At 59.6% G+C, this 21797-nt stretch carries 19 protein-coding genes; 8 read left to right on the top strand and 11 right to left on the bottom strand.

The features are described from left to right. The first annotated feature begins 28 nt into the window (after positions 1-28). Together JFT81_RS14215 and JFT81_RS14210 are read left to right on the top strand one after the other, a co-directional pair. Positions 29-850, top strand: coding sequence for an isocitrate lyase/phosphoenolpyruvate mutase family protein (locus tag JFT81_RS14215; protein ID WP_201227790.1), 822 nt, complete (start codon positions 29-31; stop codon positions 848-850). A gap of 2 nt (positions 851-852) precedes the next feature. Beyond that, complete coding sequence (locus JFT81_RS14210; protein WP_201227789.1) at positions 853-1545, top strand: extensin family protein; 693 nt, start codon at positions 853-855, stop codon at positions 1543-1545. Between the two features lie 3 nt (positions 1546-1548). Here the strand turns inward: JFT81_RS14210 and JFT81_RS14205 are convergent, their stop codons facing one another. After that, a complete protein-coding gene (locus tag JFT81_RS14205; RefSeq protein ID WP_201227788.1) occupies positions 1549-2169 on the bottom strand; it encodes an energy transducer TonB in 621 nt (206 codons plus the stop codon). A 96-nt stretch (positions 2170-2265) separates the two neighbouring features. Here JFT81_RS14205 and JFT81_RS14200 point away from each other — a divergent pair, with 96 nt between their 5' ends. Further along, positions 2266-3045: a class I SAM-dependent methyltransferase gene (locus JFT81_RS14200; RefSeq protein ID WP_201228096.1), complete on the top strand. Its 780-nt coding sequence runs from the start codon at positions 2266-2268 to the stop codon at positions 3043-3045. Positions 3046-3148: 103 nt separating this feature from the next. Here the strand turns inward: JFT81_RS14200 and JFT81_RS14195 are convergent, their stop codons facing one another. Further along, positions 3149-3784 (bottom strand): TetR/AcrR family transcriptional regulator, encoded by a 636-nt coding sequence (locus JFT81_RS14195; protein ID WP_201227787.1) that lies wholly within the window; start codon positions 3782-3784, stop codon positions 3149-3151. Between the two features lie 94 nt (positions 3785-3878). Between JFT81_RS14195 and JFT81_RS14190 the strand changes: the two genes are divergently transcribed. The 3 genes from JFT81_RS14190 (at position 3879) to JFT81_RS14180 (ending at position 9823) form a co-directional block, all read left to right on the top strand. Beyond that, entirely contained in the window at positions 3879-4979 is a 1101-nt protein-coding gene (locus JFT81_RS14190) for an efflux RND transporter periplasmic adaptor subunit (protein ID WP_201227786.1), read from the top strand. A 6-nt stretch (positions 4980-4985) separates the two neighbouring features. Next, the gene (locus JFT81_RS14185) at positions 4986-8054 is read left to right on the top strand and encodes an efflux RND transporter permease subunit (protein ID WP_201227785.1); all 3069 of its coding nucleotides are present in this window, start codon (positions 4986-4988) and stop codon (positions 8052-8054) included. A 644-nt stretch (positions 8055-8698) separates the two neighbouring features. Beyond that, the gene (locus JFT81_RS14180) at positions 8699-9823 is read left to right on the top strand and encodes a Fic family protein (protein ID WP_201227784.1); all 1125 of its coding nucleotides are present in this window, start codon (positions 8699-8701) and stop codon (positions 9821-9823) included. Between the two features lie 120 nt (positions 9824-9943). Here JFT81_RS14180 and JFT81_RS14175 read toward each other — a convergent pair whose 3' ends face one another. The 5 genes from JFT81_RS14175 to plsB all read right to left on the bottom strand — a co-directional run bounded on the left by JFT81_RS14175 (position 9944) and on the right by plsB (position 14968). Next, positions 9944-10633 carry a DUF4197 domain-containing protein gene (locus JFT81_RS14175; protein WP_201227783.1) on the bottom strand — a complete coding sequence of 230 codons (690 nt, stop codon included), beginning with the start codon at positions 10631-10633 and terminating at the stop codon, positions 9944-9946. A 21-nt stretch (positions 10634-10654) separates the two neighbouring features. Continuing rightward, positions 10655-11053, bottom strand: a complete 399-nt coding sequence (locus tag JFT81_RS14170; RefSeq protein WP_201227782.1) for a YbaY family lipoprotein — start codon at positions 11051-11053, stop codon at positions 10655-10657. Positions 11054-11103: 50 nt separating this feature from the next. Next, positions 11104-11790 carry a hypothetical protein gene (locus JFT81_RS14165; RefSeq protein WP_201227781.1) on the bottom strand — a complete coding sequence of 229 codons (687 nt, stop codon included), beginning with the start codon at positions 11788-11790 and terminating at the stop codon, positions 11104-11106. A gap of 189 nt (positions 11791-11979) precedes the next feature. Beyond that, positions 11980-12321, bottom strand: a complete 342-nt coding sequence (locus JFT81_RS14160; RefSeq protein ID WP_201227780.1) for a YbaY family lipoprotein — start codon at positions 12319-12321, stop codon at positions 11980-11982. A 154-nt stretch (positions 12322-12475) separates the two neighbouring features. Further along, on the bottom strand, positions 12476-14968 hold the full coding sequence (plsB, locus tag JFT81_RS14155) for a glycerol-3-phosphate 1-O-acyltransferase PlsB (protein WP_201227779.1): 2493 nt from the start codon (positions 14966-14968) through the stop codon (positions 12476-12478). Positions 14969-15205: 237 nt separating this feature from the next. Here plsB and JFT81_RS14150 point away from each other — a divergent pair, with 237 nt between their 5' ends. After that, on the top strand, positions 15206-15415 hold the full coding sequence (locus JFT81_RS14150; RefSeq protein WP_007908870.1) for a cold-shock protein: 210 nt from the start codon (positions 15206-15208) through the stop codon (positions 15413-15415). Between the two features lie 104 nt (positions 15416-15519). On the opposite strand, the gene JFT81_RS14145 is transcribed toward JFT81_RS14150, so the two are convergent. The 4 genes from JFT81_RS14145 to JFT81_RS14130 all read right to left on the bottom strand — a co-directional run bounded on the left by JFT81_RS14145 (position 15520) and on the right by JFT81_RS14130 (position 20739). Then, on the bottom strand, positions 15520-15897 hold the full coding sequence (locus JFT81_RS14145) for a hypothetical protein (protein WP_201227778.1): 378 nt from the start codon (positions 15895-15897) through the stop codon (positions 15520-15522). A 75-nt stretch (positions 15898-15972) separates the two neighbouring features. Next, positions 15973-16782, bottom strand: coding sequence for a putative RNA methyltransferase (locus tag JFT81_RS14140; protein WP_201227777.1), 810 nt, complete (start codon positions 16780-16782; stop codon positions 15973-15975). After that, a complete protein-coding gene (gene dapE / locus JFT81_RS14135) occupies positions 16782-17933 on the bottom strand; it encodes a succinyl-diaminopimelate desuccinylase (RefSeq protein WP_201227776.1) in 1152 nt (383 codons plus the stop codon). The genes JFT81_RS14140 and dapE overlap by 1 nt, the downstream gene beginning before the upstream one ends. Before the next feature lie 214 nt (positions 17934-18147). Beyond that, positions 18148-20739, bottom strand: a complete 2592-nt coding sequence (locus tag JFT81_RS14130) for a glycosyltransferase (protein ID WP_201227775.1) — start codon at positions 20737-20739, stop codon at positions 18148-18150. Between the two features lie 214 nt (positions 20740-20953). On the opposite strand from JFT81_RS14130, the gene tcdA reads away from it, so the two are divergent. Then, on the top strand, positions 20954-21766 hold the full coding sequence (tcdA, locus tag JFT81_RS14125; RefSeq protein ID WP_201227774.1) for a tRNA cyclic N6-threonylcarbamoyladenosine(37) synthase TcdA: 813 nt from the start codon (positions 20954-20956) through the stop codon (positions 21764-21766). Positions 21767-21797: the final 31 nt, after the last annotated feature.

The raw sequence follows: 21797 nt of genomic DNA, 5'->3' as shown, positions 1-21797 counted from the left end.
TTCAGTTTTCCTGCCCAGGAGCTCGCCGATGGACGCGCAAACCCGCAAAGCCCACGCCTTCAAAACCCTGCATGAGCATCCGGGAATTTTCATCATTCCCAATCCGTGGGATGCGGGCTCGGCGAAGATGCTCGCCAGTCTCGGTTATCAGGCCCTGGCGACCACCAGCGCCGGTTATGCGTTTTCCCAGGGCAAGGCCGATGGCGCTTTGAGTCTCGAAGAGACCTTGGCCAATGTCCGCGCGATTGTCGCCGCAACGGACTTGCCGGTGGCGGTGGATCTGGAAAACGGTTTCGCCGACGATCCGGCCGAGTGTGCCAAAAGTCTTTTGCGCGCAGCCGACGCGGGCGCGGTGGGCGGCTCGATCGAAGACGCCACTGGCCGCGCCGATGCGCCAATCTATTGCTTTGAACACGCCGTGGCGCGTATCGAAGCTGCCGTCGCCGCAGTGCGCACGCTCCCGTTTCCCTTCACCCTGACGGCCCGTGCGGAGAACTATCTGCACGGCAATCCCGATATCCACGACACCATTCGCCGCTTGCAGGCTTTCGCCGAGGCCGGCGCCGACGTGTTGTATGCGCCGGGTTTGCGCAATGCCGAAGAAGTGCTGGCGGTGGTGCGCGCGGTGGCGCCGAAACCGGTCAACGTGTTGATGTCCGGCGGCTTGAAGCTGACGGTGCAGGAACTGCAAGAAATGGGCGTACGGCGCATCAGCACCGGCTCGGCATTGGCGTTGGCAGCGTTCGGTGAGTTCTATCGTGCGGCGCAAGAGATCCAGCAATCGGGCACGTTCGGCTTTACGTCGCGGTCGATGCCGTACGCCAAGGCCAATCAGTTTTTCAAAGGCTGAGCATGGCGCGTTGGCTTGCACTCAGCGTATTGCTGATCATCGGCGCCGCGTTGGTCAGTGTCTGGCGCGGTTGGCTGGACATCCCGCCGGAGTGGAATCCATGGGCGCCGCTGGACGTTAAAGCCACGCCCAACTGGCTGACCGGCTACAAGCTGATGCGTTTGCGCGGTGACCCCGACCTCTGCGCGCAGGCGCTGGCCAGCTCCAATCTGCGCGTCTCACGACAATCCGACAGCCCCGACGCCAAGTGCCCGCTGATCGGCGCTTTGCGCGTTCAGGGCGGTGAGGTGGCGCTGAGCAGCAGTTTCCTCGCCAGTTGTCCCTTGGCAGTGGCCTACGCGATGTTCGAGCACCATACCCTGCAACCCGCCGCGCAAGCCGTTTACGGCCAGAAAGTAGCGCGCCTCGATCACCTCGGCAGCTTTGCCTGCCGCAATATCTACAATCGCGAGAGCGGCGCACTGAGCCGCCATGCCAGTGCCGATGCGCTGGATATCGCCGGTTTTCGCCTGGCCGACGGGCGCAGCATCAGCGTGCTCAAAGACTGGCCCCGGCAAAATCAGGACGCACAGTTTCTGCGTCAGGTGCGCGATGGCGCCTGTGAGGCGTTCAGTGTGGTGTTAAGTCCGGATTACAACGCCGCCCATCGCAATCACTTTCATGTCGATGTCGGGCGCTGGAGCGTGTGTCGCTGAGATTCAGGCGGCGATGCGCAGGTTCTGCAGAACAATCGGGCGTGCCCAACCGTTATCGAAGTCCAGTGCCTTCTGCTGCTCGACGATCTCTTCCGGCGGGAACGGCGGAAAAGGCTTTTGCAGCAAATCCATGTCGAACTCGGCAATCGGCAGGTACAGCGGGCGTTTCTGCGGCGCGGCGCCAGGTTCCGGTACAGGTTGACCGTTGTTGATCACCACCGGACGTACCCAGCTGCTGTCGAAATCCTGCTGCGCTTGCTGGGCCTTGAGCTCTTCCGGCGGGAACGGTGGGAATGGCTTGTCAGCCAGTTCCATTTCGAATTCGGCGATCGGCAGGAACAGTGGCTCTGGCGGGCGCACTTCGGTTTCAACCACGTCGCATTCACGCTGGCTGACGATGTGCGCGTGCAGGTCGCTGCCGATGGTCGGCTCTTCAGTGCTGCTCAGATCAACCGGTGGAAATGTGCCGCAAGCCGGCACCACATCACTCGACTGTTCGGCCATCGCCTGGGCAAAGAAATCCTGCCACAGGTGACTGACGCCGCTCAGTGCTTGAGTATTTTGACGGCTAAAGTCGCCATGGGGCGAGATGTAGCCAATCGATGTGGGGAGAATGCCTGACATTTTTTTCGGTTGACGCTCAGCTCTGGCAAAATGCGCGTTGATTGGGTTATCGGCGGTTTCCGCCGATCCTTAACTTTTTTGAGCGTGTTTTCCATGATTGAGCAACCCGCGGCCTGCCGCATCCATGTCCAGCCCCTCGGCCCGACGTTTGCAGCGCAAGCCGAACAGTGGGCCGGACGCCTAGGCCTGCCGCTGGAAGTGGCTGACGGCGAGTTCGCCTTGCAGGTCGGCGAGCAGGGTTTGCAGCTGCAACAACTCGGGCCGGATGCGCCGGGGCCGGTGCGCGTGGACTTCGTCGAGGGCGGTGCGGCCCATCGGCGTTTGTACGGCGGCGGCAGCGGGCAGATGATTGCCAAAGCCGTCGGCATCGCTCAAGGCGTACGTCCGCGCGTGCTGGATGCCACGGCGGGCCTGGGCAAGGATGCGTTCGTGCTGGCCAGTCTCGGTTGCGAGATGAGCCTGATCGAGCGCCAGCCGCTGATTGGCGCGCTGCTGGAGGATGGTCTGGCGCGGGCGGCGGAGGATTTCGACGTGGCACCGATCGTGGCGCGAATGAAGTTGCTCAAGGGCAACTCCATCGAGGTCATGCAGAACTGGGAAGGTGAGGCGCCGCAGGTGATCTACCTCGACCCGATGTTTCCGCACCGTGAGAAGACTGCGTTGGTGAAGAAGGAAATGCGCCTGTTCCGGCCATTGGTTGGCGATGATCCGGATGCGCCGGCGTTGCTGAAAGCGGCGTTGGCGCTGGCGACACACCGGGTGGTGGTCAAGCGGCCACGCAAGGCACCGTGCATTGAGGGGCCAAAGCCGAGTCATGCGCTGGATGGCAAATCCAGCCGGTACGATATCTACCCGAAGAAAGCGCTCAAGCCTTAAAACCGAGTCGCCCCAATCGCGAGCAGGCTCACTCCCACACTGGAATGCATTTCAAATGTGGGAGCGAGCCTGCTCGCGAAGGGGCCAGCTAAACACCAGATATTTAGGGCCTATAGGCGCGCATAAACAAAGCCACCACTTCCTGAATATGGCTCTCTGAAGCCTCTTCAGTTAACGGCTCCCCGCAGCCGTACAACAACCGAAAATTCCCCGCGCCCTTGATCAGGCAGAAGAAGTGCTCGGCGGCATTGCGTGGCAAGTCGATGCTCAGTGCGCCGCTGTCATGGATCTGCGTCAGCAGCCTTTCCATCCCTTGCACCATGCGCTGCGGGCCTGCCTCGAAGAAGATCAACGACAGCTTCGGATCCTGAACGCCCAGCGCCATGATCAAACGGTGCAAATTCACCGACTCATCGCTGTTGATCAGGTGATGAAAGCCTCGGGCAATGTTCAGCAACACATTTTCCACGGCGATGCCTTCGGGCAATTCGAAGAACAGTGGCGGTAATTGCTCCTCGCATTTGGCCACCACGGCGGCGGAAAACAGCGTTTCCTTGTCGTTGAAATGGCTATAGACCGTCAACTTCGACACGCCGGCCTCGCTGGCCACCGCGTCCATGCTGGTGTTGGCATAGCCATGACTCAAAAACAGAATTTTTGCCGCGTCGAGGATTGCCTGGCGCTTGGCCAGATCCTTGGGGCGGCCCGGGCCGTTTGGAGCTGCAAGATTGTTCGACATTCTTCGCTTTTAATACTGGACTGGTGAGTTTGCTATTAATAACATACCGGCCAGTATAATTATTCCAAGCACCATTAGCGAAAGGTCCGTCACCATGTTCCGCCATGCGTTGTCCTTTGCGTTGCCAGTCAGTCTGGCGTTGATATTGTCCGCATGTGGTCAGGAAGAGGCGACGCAAGTCACCGTGCGACCCGCCATGGTGGTGCAGCCAGAGCCTTCGGCGCAGGCGATGGAAAGTTATCCGGGCGAGGTGCGCGCCCGATACGAACCCGATCTGGCGTTCCGCATTGGCGGCAAAGTCAGCCGACGACTGGTCGACGAAGGCCAGCGGGTCAAGGCCGATCAACCGCTCGCCGAACTCGATCCACAGGACGTGCGCCTGCAACTGGACGCCACCCGCGCGCAAGTCGCCGCCGCCGAAGCCAATCTCAACCTGGTGCGTGCCGAACGAGACCGTTACAAGACCCTGATGGATCGGCAGATGGTCAGCCGTTCGGCCTACGACAACGCCGAAAACCTCTATCGCTCCGGCGAAGCGCGCCTCAAACAGATCAAAGCTGAGTTCAACGTTTCGACCAATCAGGCCAGTTACGCGGTATTGCGTGCGCCTCAGGATGGCGTGGTGGCCAAGCGTTCGGTAGAAGTCGGGCAGGTGGTTGCTGCCGGGCAAACCGTGTTTACCCTCGCCACCGATGGCGAGCGCGAAGTCTTGATCAGCCTGCCGGAGCAAAGCTTCGGTCGCTTCAAGGTCGGCCAGCCGGTTACGGTAGAACTCTGGACCCAACAGAACCAACGCTTCGCAGGACAGATTCGCGAATTGTCGCCGGCTGCCGATCCACGTTCACGCACCTTCGCCGCACGTATTTCTTTTACCAGCGGCAAAGTCCCGGCCGAGTTGGGCCAGAGCGCCCGCGTGTTCGTGCAATCGGCCGATACCGTGTCACTGTCGGTGCCACTCTCGGCGCTGACCGCAGAAAACGGCGCGACCTACGTCTGGGTCGTCAGCGCCAACAACACCTTGAAGAAGACCCCTGTGCGCATTGGCCCGTTCGGCGAAAAAACCGTACCGGTGCTTGAGGGGCTGAACGCCAGTGACTGGGTGGTGGCCGCTGGCGTGCATGTGCTGCTCGAAGGTCAGCAGGTGCGTCCGGTGGATCGCTCCAACCGTGTGGTCAATCTGGCGGACAAGGAGTAAGCCCCGATGCGCTTCAACCTTTCCGAATGGGCGCTGCGTAATCGCCAGATCGTACTGTTCCTGATGCTGTTGCTGGCCATTGTTGGCGCTTTGTCCTACACCAAGCTCGGCCAGAGCGAAGACCCGCCGTTCACCTTCAAAGCCATGGTGATTCAGACCCGTTGGCTGGGCGCGACCGCCCAGGAAGTCTCGCGACAGGTCACCGAGCGTATCGAAAAGAAATTGATGGAAACCGGTGAGTACGAGCGCATCGTGTCGTTCTCGCGCCCCGGCGAATCCCAAGTCACGTTCATTGCCCGCGACTCGATGCATTCCAAGGACATCCCCGACCTCTGGTATCAGGTGCGCAAGAAGGTCAGCGATATTCGCCAGACCTTGCCGCCGGATATTCAGGGGCCTTTCTTCAACGATGAGTTCGGCACCACGTTCGGCAATATCTACGCGCTGACGGGGGACGGTTTCGATTACGCGGTGCTCAAGGATTACGCCGACCGCATCCAGATCCAGCTGCAACGGGTCAAGGATGTCGGCAAGGTCGATTTGCTCGGTTTGCAGGACGAGAAGATCTGGGTCGAGTTGTCCAACGTCAAACTGGCGACCCTCGGCTTGCCGCTGGCGGCGGTGCAACAGGCGCTGCAAGAACAGAACGCGGTGTCGACCGCCGGGTTTTTTGAAACCGGCAGCGAGCGCTTGCAACTGCGGGTCTCGGGAAATTTTCACTCAGTCGATGAGATCAAGAACTTCCCGATCAGGGTCGGCGATCGTACGTTCCGCATCTCCGATGTCGCCGACGTGCGGCGCGGTTTCAACGATCCTCCGGCGCCACGCATGCGCTTCATGGGCGAAGACGCGATTGGTCTGGCCGTGGCGATGAAGGACGGCGGCGACATTCTCGTGCTGGGTAAAGCGCTGGAGGGCGAATTCTCGCGCATCCAGAAAAACCTTCCGGCCGGCATGCAGTTGCGCAAGGTCTCGGACCAGCCGGCGGCGGTGAAAACCGGGGTTGGCGAGTTCGTCCAGGTGTTGGTCGAGGCGTTGGCGATTGTCTTGCTGGTGAGCTTCTTCTCCCTCGGCGTGCGTACGGGCATGGTCGTGGCGCTGACCATTCCGCTGGTGCTGGCGATGACTTTTGCCTGTATGTATTACCTCGGCATCGGCTTGCACAAAATCTCCCTCGGTGCGCTGGTGTTGGCGTTGGGCTTGCTGGTGGACGACGCGATCATCGCCGTGGAAATGATGGCGATCAAAATGGAGCAGGGCTTTGATCGAATCAAAGCCGCGAGCTTCGCCTGGACCAGCACCGCGTTTCCGATGCTCACCGGTACGCTGATCACCGCTGCAGGCTTTCTGCCGATTGCCACCGCGCAATCCGGTACTGGCGAATACACCCGCTCGATCTTCCAGGTCGTGACCATCGCACTGATTGCCTCGTGGGTGGCGGCGGTGGTGTTCGTGCCGTATCTGGGAGAAAAACTGCTGCCGGATCTGGCGAAAATTCATGCGGCCAGACACGGTACGGGTGACGGGCAACCGGACCCGTATGGCACGCCGTTTTATCAGCGGGTTCGGCGTCTGGTGGAATGGTGCGTGGCGCACCGCAAAACCGTGATCGTGCTCACCGTGGCGCTGTTTATTGCCTCGGTAATGCTGTTCCGTTTCGTCCCGCAGCAATTCTTCCCGGCCTCCAATCGGCTGGAATTGATGGTCGATCTGAAACTGGCCGAGGGCGCTTCGCTGGCCAATACCACCGGTGAGGTCAAACGTCTCGAAGCACTGCTTAAGGATCACGCCGGCATCGACAATTACGTGGCGTATGTGGGCACCGGTTCGCCGCGTTTCTACTTGCCGCTGGATCAGCAATTACCGGCGGCGAGTTTCGCCCAGTTTGTGGTTTTGGCGAAAACCATCGAGGAGCGTGAAGCGCTGCGTACCTGGTTGATCGAGACGCTTGATGAGCAATTCCCGGCGATGCGCTCGCGGGTCACGCGGCTGGAAAACGGTCCGCCGGTGGGCTACCCGGTGCAGTTCCGCGTCACCGGTGAACACATCGAAGAAGTCCGCGCGCTGGCCCGTAAGGTCGCGGCCAAGGTTCGCGAGAATCCACATGTGGTCAATGTGCACCTCGACTGGGAAGAGCCGAGCAAGGTGGTGTACCTGAACATCGATCAGGATCGTGCCAGGGCATTGGGAGTGAGCACGGCCAATCTGGCGAAATTCCTGCAGAGTTCGCTGACCGGTTCGAGTGTCAGTCAGTATCGCGAAGACAACGAATTGATCGAGATTCTGCTGCGCGGCACGGTGCATGAGCGTACTGAGTTGTCGCTGTTGCCAAGCCTGGCGGTGCCGACGGATAACGGTCGCAGCGTGGCCTTGTCGCAGATCGCGACGCTGGAATATGGCTTTGAGGAGGGCATTATCTGGCACCGTAATCGTCTGCCGACGGTGACGGTGCGCGCCGATATTTATGGCAAGGAGCAGCCGGCGACGTTGGTCAAGCAGATCATGCCGACGCTGGATCCGGTTCGCGCTGAGTTGCCGGACGGTTATCTGCTGGATGTCGGTGGCACGGTGGAGGATTCGGAGCGTGGGCAGAAGTCGGTGAACGCCGGGGTGCCGATGTTCATCGTGGTGGTGCTGACGTTGCTGATGGTGCAGTTGCGCAGTTTTTCGCGTACGGCGATGGTGTTTCTGACGGCGCCGTTGGGGTTGATCGGGGTGGTGCTGTTTCTGATGGTGTTCCGTCAGCCGTTCGGGTTTGTGGCGATGTTGGGGACGATTGCGCTGTCGGGGATGATCATGCGCAATTCGGTGATTCTGGTGGATCAGATCGAGCAGGATATTGCCTCCGGGCTCAGGCCTTGGCAGGCGATTATCGAGGCGACTGTTCGGCGGTTTCGACCGATTGTGTTGACGGCGCTGGCGGCCGTGCTGGCGATGATTCCTTTGTCACGGAGCGTGTTTTTCGGGCCGATGGCGGTGGCGATTATGGGGGGGTTGATTGTTGCTACGGCGCTGACGCTTTTGTTTTTGCCGGCGTTGTATGCGGCTTGGTTCCGGGTTCGGCGGGAGGCTTGATTTTTTTGGGCTTGGCGGCCTTTGGGCCGACCATGCTTTGGGTGTTCTTGGTTAATATCCGTTTTTTTGGGTGCGGCGGCTGGCGGTTCCGCCCTTACGGCGGGTCACTTTTTCAGACGCCAAAAAGTAACCAAAAGGCTGGGCCCCGGCGTTCGGCCCGCTCGCTGGGGCTCGGGGTTCCTTCGCTCCGGAATTGATCCGGGGGCATCGCTTCCGGTTTGCTTCGCTGCACCTCCTTTCGATGCATTCGACTCCGTCGAACGGCGCTCCGCGCCCACCCCCGGATCAATCCCTCCACTCAGCCTGCCGAAGGGGCCGGTACGGCAAGATCAAGAGCTTTGTCGAGCTTGCGCTCATCCTGTGCAGGAGCTGCCGAAGGCTGCGATCTTTTGATCTTGCCTTCGCAGGAGCTGAGCTTGCTCGCGAAAGCGACCTGCCAACCGATCAATTTCTCCCCGCCTGCACCCAACCCAATTGTAGGAGCCGAGCTTGCTCGCGAAGACGGCCTGCCAACCGACCAATCTCTCCCTGAATATCCTCTACTTCCTTCCTACATCTTTTTCAGAAACCTCTGATATTGAGCCCGTGTCCCTCGGGTGTTGTACTTCTGCCTCTGCTTTCACAGCCCTCGAGCACACCTTCTGATGAAAAAGCCGCCAGTCTCCAAAGGCAGATCCGATCCCGTGTTCGACCTGTTGGCGCGCCCACCGCACAAGCAGCGTCTGGCGGATTATCTGGCGTTGCTTAAACCTGTTGATGATCAGGGGCGTTATCTGCCTTTCGAGGCACTGCGCTATCGCTGGGCACCCGGTTTGGATGTCAATTTGTGTTGGGCTTTGGTCAAAAAGGCGCGGGTGGCGCAGTACGTCAATCTGCTGCCACTGGGGGACCCGGTGCACTGGGGGAAATATCTGCTGACGCCGTTGGCGCAGATGACGCTTTCGGTGGTGGATCGGCAGACGACTACCGCCGCCCTGGATGACATGACCCGTCGGATCGGCGAGCGGGCGCATTTCAGTTATCTGCTTAATGATCTGATCGAGGATGAGGCCATCGCCAGTAGCCAGTTGGAGGGCGCGGCGACCACTACACGTGTCGCCAAAGACATGCTCAAGCACCAGCGTCAGCCGCGTACGCCGGATGAGCGCATGGTGATGGGCAACTACAGGATGATGAACTTCGCTTGGGAAAGACGTTATGAGCCGATGAGCGTGGATTTGATCGCAGCGATGCATCGGGTGGGCGTGGAGGGGATTGCTGACGAGCAATATTCTCCGGGCGTTTTCAGGACAAATGATGAGGTGGTTGTCCAGGACGGTTCAGGCAACACGGTACATCGTCCACCGCACGCTGCTGGGCTGATTTTGCGCTTGGAGAGATTGTCGAACTGGATCAATTTGCCCCAAGGATTGCCCCAGGGCAGGCGTTATGTGCATCCGCTGATCAAGGCGATCACGCTGCATTTTGCTTTGGGCTACGAGCACCCCTTTCGCGACGGTAACGGGCGGGTCGCGCGGGCGTTGTTCTACTGGTTGATGTTCAAAAACGAGTTCGCCGCGTTTCGTTACATTGCGATCAGTTTGCTGCTGCGCAATGCGCCGGTGAAGTATGGGCGGTCTTATTTGCATACCGAGGCGGACGAGCTCGATCTGACGTACTTCATCGAGTTTCAGTGTTCGGTGATTCAGCGAGCCGTGAGCCGGCTCACGGACGTTTACCGCAACAGCGTGAGTTACTCCGATGCCTTAACGTCGAGCAATGCAGCCTGACACTGACGAAGCAAACCCTGTAGGAGCTGCCGAAGGCTGCGATCTTTTGATCGTGATGCTCGAAAGCCAAGACACGATCAAAAGGGTCGCAGCCTTCGGCAGATCCTACAGAGTCAGAACCTACAGCGTGCCAAAGACTTTCTTCGCCAGGCTGGTCGCCGCAGCGGCCGGGTTCTGGCGGATGGTTTCTTCTTGTTTGCCGATCATTTCGAACAGGCCATTCAATGCCTGTTCGGTCACGTAGTTTTCGACATTTGCGCTCTTCGCATCGACAACACCGAATGCAGCAGCCTGGCCGGCGAAGGAGTTGTACTTCTGCGCAACGCCAACCTTGTCGGTCGCCTGTTTGACGATCGGCAGGAACTTGGCGCGGATCTGTTCGCGGCTGGTTTTATCCAGGTATTGCGTGGCGGAATCCTTGCCGCCGCTGAGGATGCCTTTGGCGTCTGCCACGCTCATTTTTTTCACGGCGTCGACGAGGATTGGCTGGGCCTGGGTCACGGCGGACTCCGCTGCTTTGTTCATCGCAGTTTCGAGTTCTTCGACCTGAGCGCCCATGCCGAAGGCTTTCATTTTGCTGGCGGCTTTGCCAAGTTTGCCAGGCAGTTCGATTTTCACGTCGGGGTTATTACTGAAGCCACCCGGCGTGCCCAGTTGTTTGACGGCGATTTGCGCGCCTTGGCTCAGGGCATCCTTGAGGCCACCGGTAGCGTCCTGTTGTGACAGGTCGCTGAGCGACAGCGCCATGGCGTTGGCGCAGATCATCAGGCCCGCGCACAGGCCGGCAAAGCGAAGGGTAGGGCGGAGCATGGCAGCTTCCTTAACAGACAATTAGCGAATGGCGTCGACGCGGATTTTCAGCGGCTGCGGGTCATTGCCGTCGAGTTGCACGGCATGGTTTTCGGTGGTGATGAACATCAACTCGCCGTTGACTTCGATGCGCGCGCTGACCGAGTAACGGTGGCCGGGGTTGACCTGCGCCGGATCGTAGCTCAAATGAAACGGCAATGGCACCTGACCTTTGACCGGACCTTTCTGCTCGTCGATTACCACAGCCGGTGCGTCTGCCAGCGACACGTCCTGCAGGCTCACGCTTAAGGTCGCACTTGGCGGCAGGGCGATGCGTTGCAGGTAAAACACTTCGCCATCGAGACCGACCTTGCCCGCAGGTGTGGTGGATTGGCAGGCGCTCAACAGCGTGGCGGCGGCGAGAAGGGTGAGTTTTTTCATCGGAACCTCAAAGACTTTTGCGCCGGAAGAATCCCGGCGTCGACAGAAATCTAGCGGATTTTTGCATCAGAGTCAGTGAACAAACGTAAGGGTTTTTCCAACCACCGAGACAAAGAGTCAAATACTCGCAGGACTGGATTGGGCGCGACAGGAGAGAGTTCTATCTGCCAGGGATAAACCAGAATGGGCTGGTGATAGCGGTTTTCAATTCCGCTCAGTGCATAGTGTTTGCCGGGAATGACGCTGTCAGGATCATATTTCAAATAGAACGAACTGGCGGTGTGTTCATCGTGCGTGACTCGAACCAGTTCGGTCTCCGGCTCTCCCGCCTCGTGCAGGCTGATGGTCACCGCTTCCTGCGGCGCAATGGCGCGAGGCGCTTGAACTTCGACATAGAGCATTCCGATCGGACTCAAGTGCAGCGTCTGACGATAGGGGGCGGTGTTGACGATGACGAAATAGTCCTGCTCGAGCAGCAGCGGCTTTTGATCGTGATACATCTGCACATTGATCTGATATTTCACCCCCACATTGTTGAGCGGGTGAGGGAAGGCAAACTTCCAGTCCACATCGAAAATCGACGAATGGCGCCAGTCCTTGATGAGTGTGCCGGACTTTGAGTTGGCCACTTTTACGCTGACGACTGTTTCATTTACGCCGCCCTCGGGTGCTTTAAACTCGGTCGGCAGTCGGAAATCGACAGTGACGATTGGGGTAAGTACGCTTGACAGGCTCATCTCGATATCCTTATCGCGATTAATAATGAGCCTATTTATTCACGAATCAACTAACGGAGGAACCCGTGTGCTCTTCCGTTAGTTGTCAGTAAGTTTCAACCGTTAAGTTTCAACCGTTAATACAATCACCTGTGCGCAGCATTTATCAGGCAAACGGGACTGTAGATAGAGTCGAAAATGGTCTGCGCCTCAGGCCAGATCGACCAGCACGCTTTGGCCCTGCACATAATCGACGCCCAAAACTACCAGGTGTGGTTTTTTGCTGGTAAAGATCAACTGCTCATTGAGCGTGATGCGTGCGTGGATCACATAAGTGTGACCGGGCAAGACATCGGCCAGTTTGTAGGTCAGGTTGAAGTGCAGACCGGCCGTTGCAACCTCTGGAATCACCTGCGCAGTCAGCTCTTTAGCGGGAGCATCCGCCTGAGTGATATCCAGCAGGCTGACGGTCAGTGTCGACCCAGGCAACAGGCCAATCCTTGCGAGGTAATGCACGCTGCCACTGAGGGTTTTTACGGCTTGATGGGGCATATTGATTTCCTTATCAATTGATCGTCGGTATTGACGAGTGCTCACCATAAAGCCGAGGAGAGGATTTATATGTAGGAGACTTCTACCCAACTACGGCGAATAGGCAGCGGGAGCAGGCAGAAGCTTCCTTGCTGTTGCCTGCGGCCTTGAGGCGTCAGACCGGCTCTACCAACTCGGCGGCATCTTCACTGCGATGCAGCGCCACCTGACGGATCGACAAGCGAATTTCCGCTGGCAGTACCCGTTTGGCGGCACCTTCAGCCAGTTCGCCCAGCAGTTCGTGGTAGCTCAACTTGCCGGCTTCGTCGCGGCGCAGCACATCGAGGTCGAGCATTGTCTGGATGAAGTGACGGAACAGGCTCTTGTCGAAGAACTCCGGGGCGTTCAGACCGTGGAGAATCGACAGACGCTGAGCCATGACCGTGCAGAGGTCTTCCAGTTCTTCGGCGCTGATGCTGTTCTGACCGCTGTTGAGCAGCAAGGATACGGTCATGTAGAAACGCTGCAGAGTCTGGGCGATGCTCTTGGATAGCAGCGTCAGCAACACGAAATGCCGCGAACTCGGGGCCGGACGCAGATAAACGTCCTTCTCGAAACGCAGCAAACCTTGCTCGACGAACGCTTCCAGCCACTGATCAACCACGCCGTCCAACTCGTCCAGCGTCCAGCGAATAAACAGCTCCGATTGCAAGTACGGATACAGCGCGCGGGTATAGCGCAGTATCTGCTCGCGGCTCATGCGTGAGGTGCTCTGGAAGAAGCTCGCCAGCAGCGCCGGCAGGGCGAAGATGTGCAGCACGTTGTTGCGGTAGTAAGTCATCAGGACGGCGTTCTGCTCGTCCAGATAAAGAATCTTGCCCAGCGCATCGTTCTGCTCGGCGAGCAGATCCATGTCCTTCACGTGCTCGATCAACGCGCGGCCATCGCCCTCCGGCAACGTGGTGTGCGGCGAATACGGTACTTTGCGCAGCAGCGCCAGATACAGATCAAGCACCCGCGCCATGGCGCGATCATCCAGCGCCAGACGCGTGGTCGACAGCAACGCCAGCGCCACCAGATTGACCGGGTTGATCGCGGCGGCTTCGTTGAGGTGCTGCGCGACTTTCTCGCCGAGACGGTTGGTGGTTTCGTTGAGCCATGCCGGTTTGTACTGCGGGCCAAGTTCCTGTTGGCGCCAGTCCGGTTGCTCGGCGTCAAGAAACTCTGCCAGTTTGATCGGCTCGCCGAAGTTCACCGCGACCTGGCCGAAGCGCTGCTTGAGCGCGCCGATTACTTTGAAAATATCGAAGATCGATTCTTTCTTCTTGCTCGCGCCGCGCAGTTCGCCAAGGTAGGTGCGACCTTCCAGCACGCGCTCGTAGCCGATGTAAACCGGCACAAACACGATCGGCATACGCGACGAACGCAGGAAACTGCGCATAGTGATGGCGAGCATGCCGGTTTTCGGTTGCAGCATGCGCCCGGTGCGCGAGCGACCGCCCTCGACGAAGTATTCGACCGGGAAGCCTTTGGTGAACAGGGTGTGCAGGTATTCGTTGAACACCGAGGTGTACAGCGGATTGCCCTTGAAGGTGCGGCGCATGAAGAACGCGCCGCCACGACGCAGCAGGCTGCCGATCACCGGCATGTTCAGGTTGATCCCGGCGGCGATGTGCGGCGGGGTCAGGCCGTTGCGGAACAGCAGGTACGACAGCAGCAGATAGTCGATGTGGCTGCGGTGGCACGGCACGTAGATCACTTCGTGACCCTGGGCGACCTTTTGCACGCCTTCGATGTGGTTGACCTTGATGCCGTCGTAGATCTTGTTCCAGAACCAGCTCAGCACCACTTCGAGGAAGCGGATCGCGGTGTAGGTGTAGTCCGAGGCGATCTCGTTGCCGTAGCGCAGGGCCTGGGCCTTGGCTTTTTCCGGCGAGATGTTTTCGCGCTCGGCTTCGTCGAGGATCGCTTGCTTGACCAGTGGCTGATTGAGCAGGCCTTTGACTAGGTTACGGCGGTGGGAAATGTCCGGGCCGATCACCGCCGCTTTCAGGTTGCGGAAATGCACGCGCAGCACGCGTTGGGCCATGCGCACGGTGCGTTCGTGGCCCTTGTTGTGCTCGATCAGCTCGCGCAGGTGGATCGGCGCGGAGAATTGCACGCGGGTTTTACGCCCGAGGACGATGATGCTCAACAACCGACGCAGACGTCCGGTGACCGCCCAGCTGTCGGCGAACAACAGTTTCCATGGGCTGTTTTCGCTGTCCGGCGACTGACCCCAGAACACGCTGACCGGAATGATTTGCGCGTCTTCGGCGGCGTTCTGCGTCAGGGCGCTGACCAGTCGGGTCAGGGTGGGCGGCGCACCGCGCTTGTCCTGGCGACCGAGCCAGTCGGGATCCGGCGTCAGGTAGAAGAACGCCGCCGGTTCGATCAGCGAGCCCACCGACACCGGCAGCACCGGACGCGGCAAACCGGCTTTGGTGCACTCGGTGTCGACCACGGCCAGATCGGTCAGCGAAGGGTTTTGCAGGACGTAGAACACCGGACGGCTGCGGTCGAGGTTGAGGGTCAACGACGATTGGTTGATCGTCTCCGAGCGAACCCAGAGGTACAACAGTCGGCGCAAGGTGCCAAACACAAGACGACGGAACGGGGAACGGGTCATACGGCTTCTGCATGAGTGGATAAAACCGAGCAGATGCTCGGGCGGTCGATAGTGTGCCGGATTCATCGAAAATCGGCAAAAAAGCAGCGAAGTAATCTCCTGTTGAGAGTTTTCGCGCCTGTCATATACTCGGCGGTCTGTCGCCGGGGCCCTTTATGGACGTCGGACGCAGGCTGACGTTCCTCAAAGGCTTTCCTGCGAAAAGCCTGTTCAATAATAAAAAAGGAGTATGAACAGATGGCAACACGTGAAACCGGCAACGTGAAGTGGTTCAACGACGCCAAGGGCTACGGCTTCATTCAGCGCGAAGACGGGGTGGACGTGTTCGTGCACTACCGCGCGATCCGCGGCGAAGGGCATCGTTCGCTGACCGAAGGCCAGCAGGTCGAGTACGCGGTGATCACCGGCGAGAAGGGTTTGCAGGCTGAGGATGTGGTAGGCCTGTAACCAACACCTGCCTGTAGGAGCAAGGCTTGCCCGCGAAGCTTTGTGGCGACTTCAAAGACGCCTTCGCGGGCAAGCCTTGCTCCTACAGGTTCAGGTGATGCGGTTCAGGCAGTTTTCCAGGTGATCTCTTCTTCACCGTCAACGCTGATGCGCATCCAGCGATCCGCGGTCTCTTCCCCTTCTTCCTCGACCCACGTCCCCGGCGCGCAACGCACTTCGACGTTCAGCGCAGCAAAGGCTGCGCGGGCGCAGGCGATGTCGTCATCCCATGGGGTTGCATCGCTTTCCAGGTAGAGGCTGTTCCACTTGCCCACGGCTTTCGGCAGCCAGGTCACGGGCACGTTGCCGGCCTTGCACTTGTAGGTCTGGCCTTTTTGTACCCAATCGCTGCACGGGCCTAGCGCTTCGCCCAGCCAGGCCGAAATGGCCTTGTGGTCGACGTCGGCGTCTTTCAGGTAAATCTCGATATCCGGTTGGCGCATGGATGTCCTCACTGCGGGTTTGAAAAATCCATTCGCGGATTTAGCCGGCCACGGGCGCTCGCCCGAGACCAAAAGTTATTGAAGAACGAAATAATCGTAGCGCATCGACACGGTGGTCACGAACGGCTCGGCCTGTTCGATCACCGCAGCGCGGCGTTCGGCACTGGCACGCCAGCCGTGGGGCGTCATCGCCAACAGGTTGGCGCGATCCTCGGGCTTGTCCAGGGTCAGCTTGAATTCCAGGGTTTCACTGTGCGCCAGCGCCATGCCTTCCGGCACCAGGGCCAGATGCTTGTCGTCGGTGTATTCGCGCACTTCGTCATAAAGACGTTCACGCAGTTCCATCAGATGGCCGCTGGTTGGGCCGACTTTCATCAGACCGCCGCCAACGCTGAGCAGACGCTTGGCTTCTTCCCAGTCCAGTGGGCTGAAGACGCTGGCGAGAAACTGGCAACTGCCCGAGGCCAACGGCACGCGGGCCATGCTCGCGATCAACCAGGTCAGCGCGGGATTACGTTTGCAGGCGCGTTTTACTGCTTCGCGGGAGATGTCCAGCGCGTAACCATCAGCGTTCGGCAAGGCCTCAGCGATCTGCGCGGTGTAATAGCCTTCGCCACAACCGATGTCGACCCAGCGATCCGGCGCATAACTGGCCGCCAGTTCCGCCAGACGCTTGGCCACCGGCGCGTAATGCCCGGCGTTCAAGAAGTCACGACGCGCCTCGACCATGGCTTGATTGTCGCCAGGGTCGCGGCTGTTCTTGTGCTGCACCGGCAGCAGGTTGAGGTAACCCTGCCGCGCACGGTCAAATCGATGTCCGGCGGGGCAGACCACGCCGTTGTCCACCGCATTCAGCGGTTCACTGCAAATGGGGCAAGCAAGCATCAGGCGAGCAACTTGATCAGGGTCTGGTAGTAGATCTCGGTCAGCACGTCGAGATCGGCTGCCAGCACGCGCTCGTTGACCTGGTGAATGGTCGCGTTGACCGGGCCCAGTTCAACCACTTGCGTGCCCATGGTCGCGATGAAACGACCATCGGAGGTGCCGCCGCTGGTGGAGGCTTTGGTCTCGCGCCCGGTGATGTCTTTGATGCTCGACGACACCGCGTCGAGCAGTGCGCCCGGTTCGGTGAGGAACGGCAGGCCGGACAGCGCCCAATCGATGTGCCAGTCCAGACCATGCTTGTCGAGGATGTCGCTGACGCGCTTCTGCAGGCCTTCAACGGTCGATTCGGTGGAGAAGCGGAAGTTGAACAGCGCCACCAGATCACCCGGAATCACGTTGGTCGCGCCGGTGCCGGAGTTGACGTTGGAGATCTGGAAACTGGTCGGCGGGAAGAAATCGTTACCGTGATCCCAATGCTCTGCGGCCAGTTCGGCGAGCGCCGGAGCGGCGAGGTGGATCGGGTTCTTCGCCAGGTGTGGATAAGCCACATGGCCCTGGATACCGCGAACGGTCAGCTTGGCGCCGAGCGAGCCGCGACGGCCGTTTTTCACCACGTCGCCGACCAGCGTAGTGCTCGACGGTTCGCCGACGATGCACCAGTCCAGACGTTGATTGCGCGCGGCGAGACGTTCAACCACAGCCTTGGTGCCGTGGTGCGCCGGGCCTTCTTCATCGCTGGTGATCAGGAAGGCGACCTTGCCCTTGTGGTTCGGGTAGTCGGCGACGAAGCGTTCAGCGGCGACAGTCATCGACGCCAGGCTGCCTTTCATGTCCGCCGCGCCACGGCCGCAGAGCATGCCGTGTTCATCGATCAGCGCGTTGAACGGGTCGATTTGCCATGCGGTCACCGGACCGGTCGGCACCACGTCGGTGTGGCCGGCGAAGCACAGCACCGGGCCGTCGTTGTTGCCGTGGGTCGCCCAGAAGTTATCCACATCTTCGATGCGCATCGGCTCGAGGGTGAAACCGGCATCGCCCAGGCGCTGCATCATCTGCTTCTGGCAATCGGCGTCGACCGGCGTCACGGACGGACGGCGGATCAGGTCGATGGCGAGTTGGAGGGTCGGCGAAAGGTCGGCGTGGGCCGTCATGGAAAACTCCGAAGATCATGAATGTGGGCACGGTATCAATGTGGGAGCGAGCCTGCTCGCGAATGCGGTGTGTCAGTCAACATAATCGGTGAATGTTACAAAGCCTTCGCGAGCATGCTCGCTCCCACAGGGATTAGGAAGAGCCCCGCAAAATGGCGTTTATCTTAAAGCAAAACGGCGACCATTGGCCGCCGTTTAGTGCATCGATGAGGATTTAGACGGCCGGTTCCGCTTCAGGCTTGGCCGCAGGTTTGGGAAGCGACGACAGGAACGCCATGATCAGCGCCGCCAGATACGGCAGCGACTGCACCAGCAACATGACCACCCAGAAACGCATGTCATTGCTCGGCATGCCGTTGACCAGATAGATCCCCAGCGCCGCACCCCACAACAGCAACATGATGAACAGCTCTTCACGCGCTTCTGAAATCGCCACCCAGAAGCCGTGGTTGTCGGCGTTTTTCGGCGTGCGGAAGAACGGGATGCTGGTGGTGAAGAAGCCGTACAGCACCGCTTTGGCGATGGTATGCGACAACGCCAGCCCGGCCAATGCTGCACAGAATGCATCTTTCAGGTTCACGCCGACGGCGCGGCGATACAGGAAGATGATCTTGCCGACCTTGAACACGAACAGCGCCAGCGGCGGGATTGCGAAAATCAGCAGCGGCGGATCGACCCGTTGCGGCACGATGATCATCGCTGCCGACCACAACAACGCGCCGACGGTGAAGAAGATGTTCATGCCGTCCGCGACCCACGGCAACCAGCCCGCAAGGAAGTGGTAACGCTGGCCGCGTGTCAACTCGGTGTCCTTGCCGCGCAGCAGGCTGCGGGTGTGACGCTTGATGATCTGAATCGCACCATAGGCCCAGCGGAAACGCTGTTTCTTGAAGTCGATAAAGGTATCCGGCATCAGCCCCTTGCCGTAGCTGTCGTGGTAATACGCCGCCGACAGACCTTTTTCGAATACGCGCAGACCGAGTTCGGCGTCTTCGCAGATGCACCAGTCGGCCCAGCCCAGTTCTTCCAGAACTGAACGACGCGTCATGGTCATGGTGCCGTGCTGAATGATCGCGTCACGGTCGTTACGAGTGACCATGCCGATATGGAAGAAGCCTTTGTATTCGGCGTAGCAGAGCTTCTTGAAGGTGCTTTCGTTCTGGTCGCGATAATCCTGCGGCGACTGCACCACAGCGATTTTCGGGTCGGCGAAGTGCGGCACCATGTGCTTGAGCCATTTCGGGTGCACGCAGTAATCGGAGTCGATCACGGCGATGACTTCGGCATCCTTGGCGGTGTGCGGAATCAGGTAGTTCAGCGCGCCGCCCTTGAAACCGGCCAGCGGCGAGACGTGGAAGAACTTGAAGCGCGGGCCGAGGGTGGCGCAGTAATCGCGCACCGGCTCCCACACCGCCGGATCCTTGGTGTTGTTGTCGATGATCAGGACTTCGTAGTCCGGGTAATCGAGCGCGGCCAGCGCGTCGAGGGTCTGTTTGACCATCTCCGGCGGCTCGTTGTAGCAGGGCACGTGAATCGAGACTTTCGGGCGATAGTTGGAGTCGCCCTCGACCGGCAGGAACTCGCGCCGACGTTTGTGAATCCACACCGCTTCGGCCAGTTCATGCGCCTCGGTCAGCAAGACGATGAACACCCCGAGCGCACCCAGCGCCAACAGGAAGCCCACCGTAAGGCTGAACCACGTGCTGTATTGCAGGCTGTAGTCGTAACCGATCCACACCAGCACCGACCCACACAGGAAGGCGATAAAGGTCAGGAAAATCCGCCCACGCTGACGCAGCGCCGAGCCGTCGATCATCAGCAGGGTCAGCGACAACAGCGCCAACACCACCGAACCGATGGCCAACACGCGCCATTGCGGGATCGCCACCACTGGGCCTTCAAAGTTGAATTTCTGCTGACGTGCGGCGTTGAACACGCCCCAGTACGCGCCGACCGAGCCTTCGTCGCTGGCCTTCCACGGCTGGTCGAACGCTTCGATCACGAAGTAGTTGAAGCCTTGGCGGTTGAGCTTGTTGACCAGATTACGCAGGTAAATCGCCTGATCCGCCGGCGACGCGTCGGCACCACCGCGCATGCGGCCGTTGCTCGGCCAGCCCACTTCGGAGAGCAGCAGCGGTTTTTTCGGGAAGAGTTTTTTCAGATCGCGAGCACGGTCGAAGACGAACTGCCCGGCTTTATCCACCGGAATGAATTCCCAGTACGGCAGAACGTGCGCGGCGATCAGGTCAACGTGCTTGGCCAGCTCCGGGTGTTCTTCCCAGACGTGCCATTGCTCGGACGTGGTCACCGGCACTTTCACCGCCGCGCGCACGCGATCAAGCAGCACGCTCAGTTGTTCGGCGGTGATTTCCTTGCGGAAGATCGCTTCGTTGCCGACCACCACGCGAACCACGCTGCGCGAGGTGTTGGCCAGTTCGATGGCGCGCTGGATTTCCCGTTCATTACGTTCCTGGTCGGGGCTGATCCAGATCCCCAGGGTCACGCGCAGGCCGAACTCTTCAGCCAGTTTCGGGATGTCCTGTAGGGAGCCGTCGACCGAGTAGATGCGGATGTTGTCCGTCAGCTTGCTCATGATCTCCAGATCGCGGCGCATCTCGTCGTCAGACGGATACTGATCCTTCTGTGGGAATTGTCCCTGCTGAAATGGCGAATAGGAGAAACCGGAGATCTGCTCCGGCCAGTTGGGCGCGGAGACCGGGCGGTTGATCAGTGCCCAGAAACCGGTGAACAGGGCGGCGATTGCCAGAACCACCACCAGGTTGAGTCCAAATTTACGCGATGACATAGCTATTTCGGGTTCCAAAGGCTGTGGAACGAAGGATCGGTCGGCTATACGCCCGAGGGGCGCGCATCCTACACCGGCAGTTCGCCAGTCGTACATCTGATAGGGAAATGCCCGACATTGGGCAGCCGACTTTGACTTAAGTTCTTACACTTGTAGCTGGAAGCTTAAAACTTGTCGCTGTGTAGCCCTATAATGCGCGCCGGTTTTTGGGGTAATGGTCATGAGTACAGAAGATCCGCGGTTTGCAGGCATCGCCCGTTTGTATGGCATCGAAGGCCTGGAGCGCTTGCGCGCGGCCCATGTGGCGATTGTCGGCGTCGGTGGCGTTGGTTCCTGGGCGGCGGAAGCCATGGCCCGTTGTGGCGTCGGCGAGATTTCGCTGTTTGATCTGGACGACGTTTGTGTCAGCAACGCCAACCGCCAACTGCACGCGTTGGACAGTACCGTCGGCAAACCCAAGGTCGAGGTAATGGCCGAGCGCCTGCGCGGGATCAACCCCGATTGCACGGTGCACGCGGTGGCAGACTTCGTCACCCGCGAGACCATGGCCGAATACATCACGCCGAACATCGACTGCGTGATCGACTGCATCGACGCGGTCAACGCCAAGGCAGCGCTGATTGCCTGGTGCAAACGCCGCAAGATCCAGATCATTACCACCGGCGGCGCGGGCGGGCAGATTGATCCGACGCTGATTCAGGTCTGCGATTTGAACCGTACGTTCAATGATCCGTTGGCCTCGAAAGTGCGTTCGACCTTGCGCCGCGACTACGGTTTTTCGCGCACGGTGACCCGTCATTACAGCGTGCCGTGCGTGTTTTCCACCGAGCAACTGCGTTATCCGAAGCCGGATGGCAGCATTTGTTTGCAGAAGAGTTTTGTCGGCGATGGCGTGAAGCTGGACTGCGCGGGCGGGTTTGGTGCGGTGATGATGGTCACGGCGACGTTCGGCATGGTCGCGGCAACCAAGGCTGTGGACAAGATAGTTGCCGGCGTCCGACGCCCGGCAGAGCGGGTCAAACCGTAGGAGCAAAGCTTGCTCGCGAAGGTAGCGCTCC

Source organism: Pseudomonas sp. TH43 (assembly GCF_016650635.1).
GTDB lineage: Bacteria > Pseudomonadota > Gammaproteobacteria > Pseudomonadales > Pseudomonadaceae > Aquipseudomonas.
Note: the sequence above shows the minus strand (reverse complement) of the source record. Positions and strands in the feature narration are given on the sequence as shown.

Bases quoted from the DNA above. Each gene is read 5' to 3' on its own strand.
- JFT81_RS14215 (WP_201227790.1), top strand. From the start codon at position 29: ATGGACGCGCAAACCCGCAAAGCCCACGCCTTCAAAACCCTGCATGAG.
- JFT81_RS14210 (WP_201227789.1), top strand. From the start codon at position 853: ATGGCGCGTTGGCTTGCACTCAGCGTATTGCTGATCATCGGCGCCGCG.
- JFT81_RS14205 (WP_201227788.1), bottom strand. From the start codon at position 2,169: ATGTCAGGCATTCTCCCCACATCGATTGGCTACATCTCGCCCCATGGC.
- JFT81_RS14195 (WP_201227787.1), bottom strand. From the start codon at position 3,784: ATGTCGAACAATCTTGCAGCTCCAAACGGCCCGGGCCGCCCCAAGGAT.
- JFT81_RS14190 (WP_201227786.1), top strand. From the start codon at position 3,879: ATGTTCCGCCATGCGTTGTCCTTTGCGTTGCCAGTCAGTCTGGCGTTG.
- JFT81_RS14185 (WP_201227785.1), top strand. From the start codon at position 4,986: ATGCGCTTCAACCTTTCCGAATGGGCGCTGCGTAATCGCCAGATCGTA.
- JFT81_RS14180 (WP_201227784.1), top strand. From the start codon at position 8,699: ATGAAAAAGCCGCCAGTCTCCAAAGGCAGATCCGATCCCGTGTTCGAC.
- JFT81_RS14175 (WP_201227783.1), bottom strand. From the start codon at position 10,633: ATGCTCCGCCCTACCCTTCGCTTTGCCGGCCTGTGCGCGGGCCTGATG.
- JFT81_RS14170 (WP_201227782.1), bottom strand. From the start codon at position 11,053: ATGAAAAAACTCACCCTTCTCGCCGCCGCCACGCTGTTGAGCGCCTGC.
- JFT81_RS14165 (WP_201227781.1), bottom strand. From the start codon at position 11,790: ATGAGCCTGTCAAGCGTACTTACCCCAATCGTCACTGTCGATTTCCGA.
- JFT81_RS14160 (WP_201227780.1), bottom strand. From the start codon at position 12,321: ATGCCCCATCAAGCCGTAAAAACCCTCAGTGGCAGCGTGCATTACCTC.
- plsB (WP_201227779.1), bottom strand. From the start codon at position 14,968: ATGACCCGTTCCCCGTTCCGTCGTCTTGTGTTTGGCACCTTGCGCCGA.
- JFT81_RS14150 (WP_007908870.1), top strand. From the start codon at position 15,206: ATGGCAACACGTGAAACCGGCAACGTGAAGTGGTTCAACGACGCCAAG.
- JFT81_RS14145 (WP_201227778.1), bottom strand. From the start codon at position 15,897: ATGCGCCAACCGGATATCGAGATTTACCTGAAAGACGCCGACGTCGAC.
- JFT81_RS14140 (WP_201227777.1), bottom strand. From the start codon at position 16,782: ATGCTTGCTTGCCCCATTTGCAGTGAACCGCTGAATGCGGTGGACAAC.
- dapE (WP_201227776.1), bottom strand. From the start codon at position 17,933: ATGACGGCCCACGCCGACCTTTCGCCGACCCTCCAACTCGCCATCGAC.
- JFT81_RS14130 (WP_201227775.1), bottom strand. From the start codon at position 20,739: ATGTCATCGCGTAAATTTGGACTCAACCTGGTGGTGGTTCTGGCAATC.
- tcdA (WP_201227774.1), top strand. From the start codon at position 20,954: ATGGTCATGAGTACAGAAGATCCGCGGTTTGCAGGCATCGCCCGTTTG.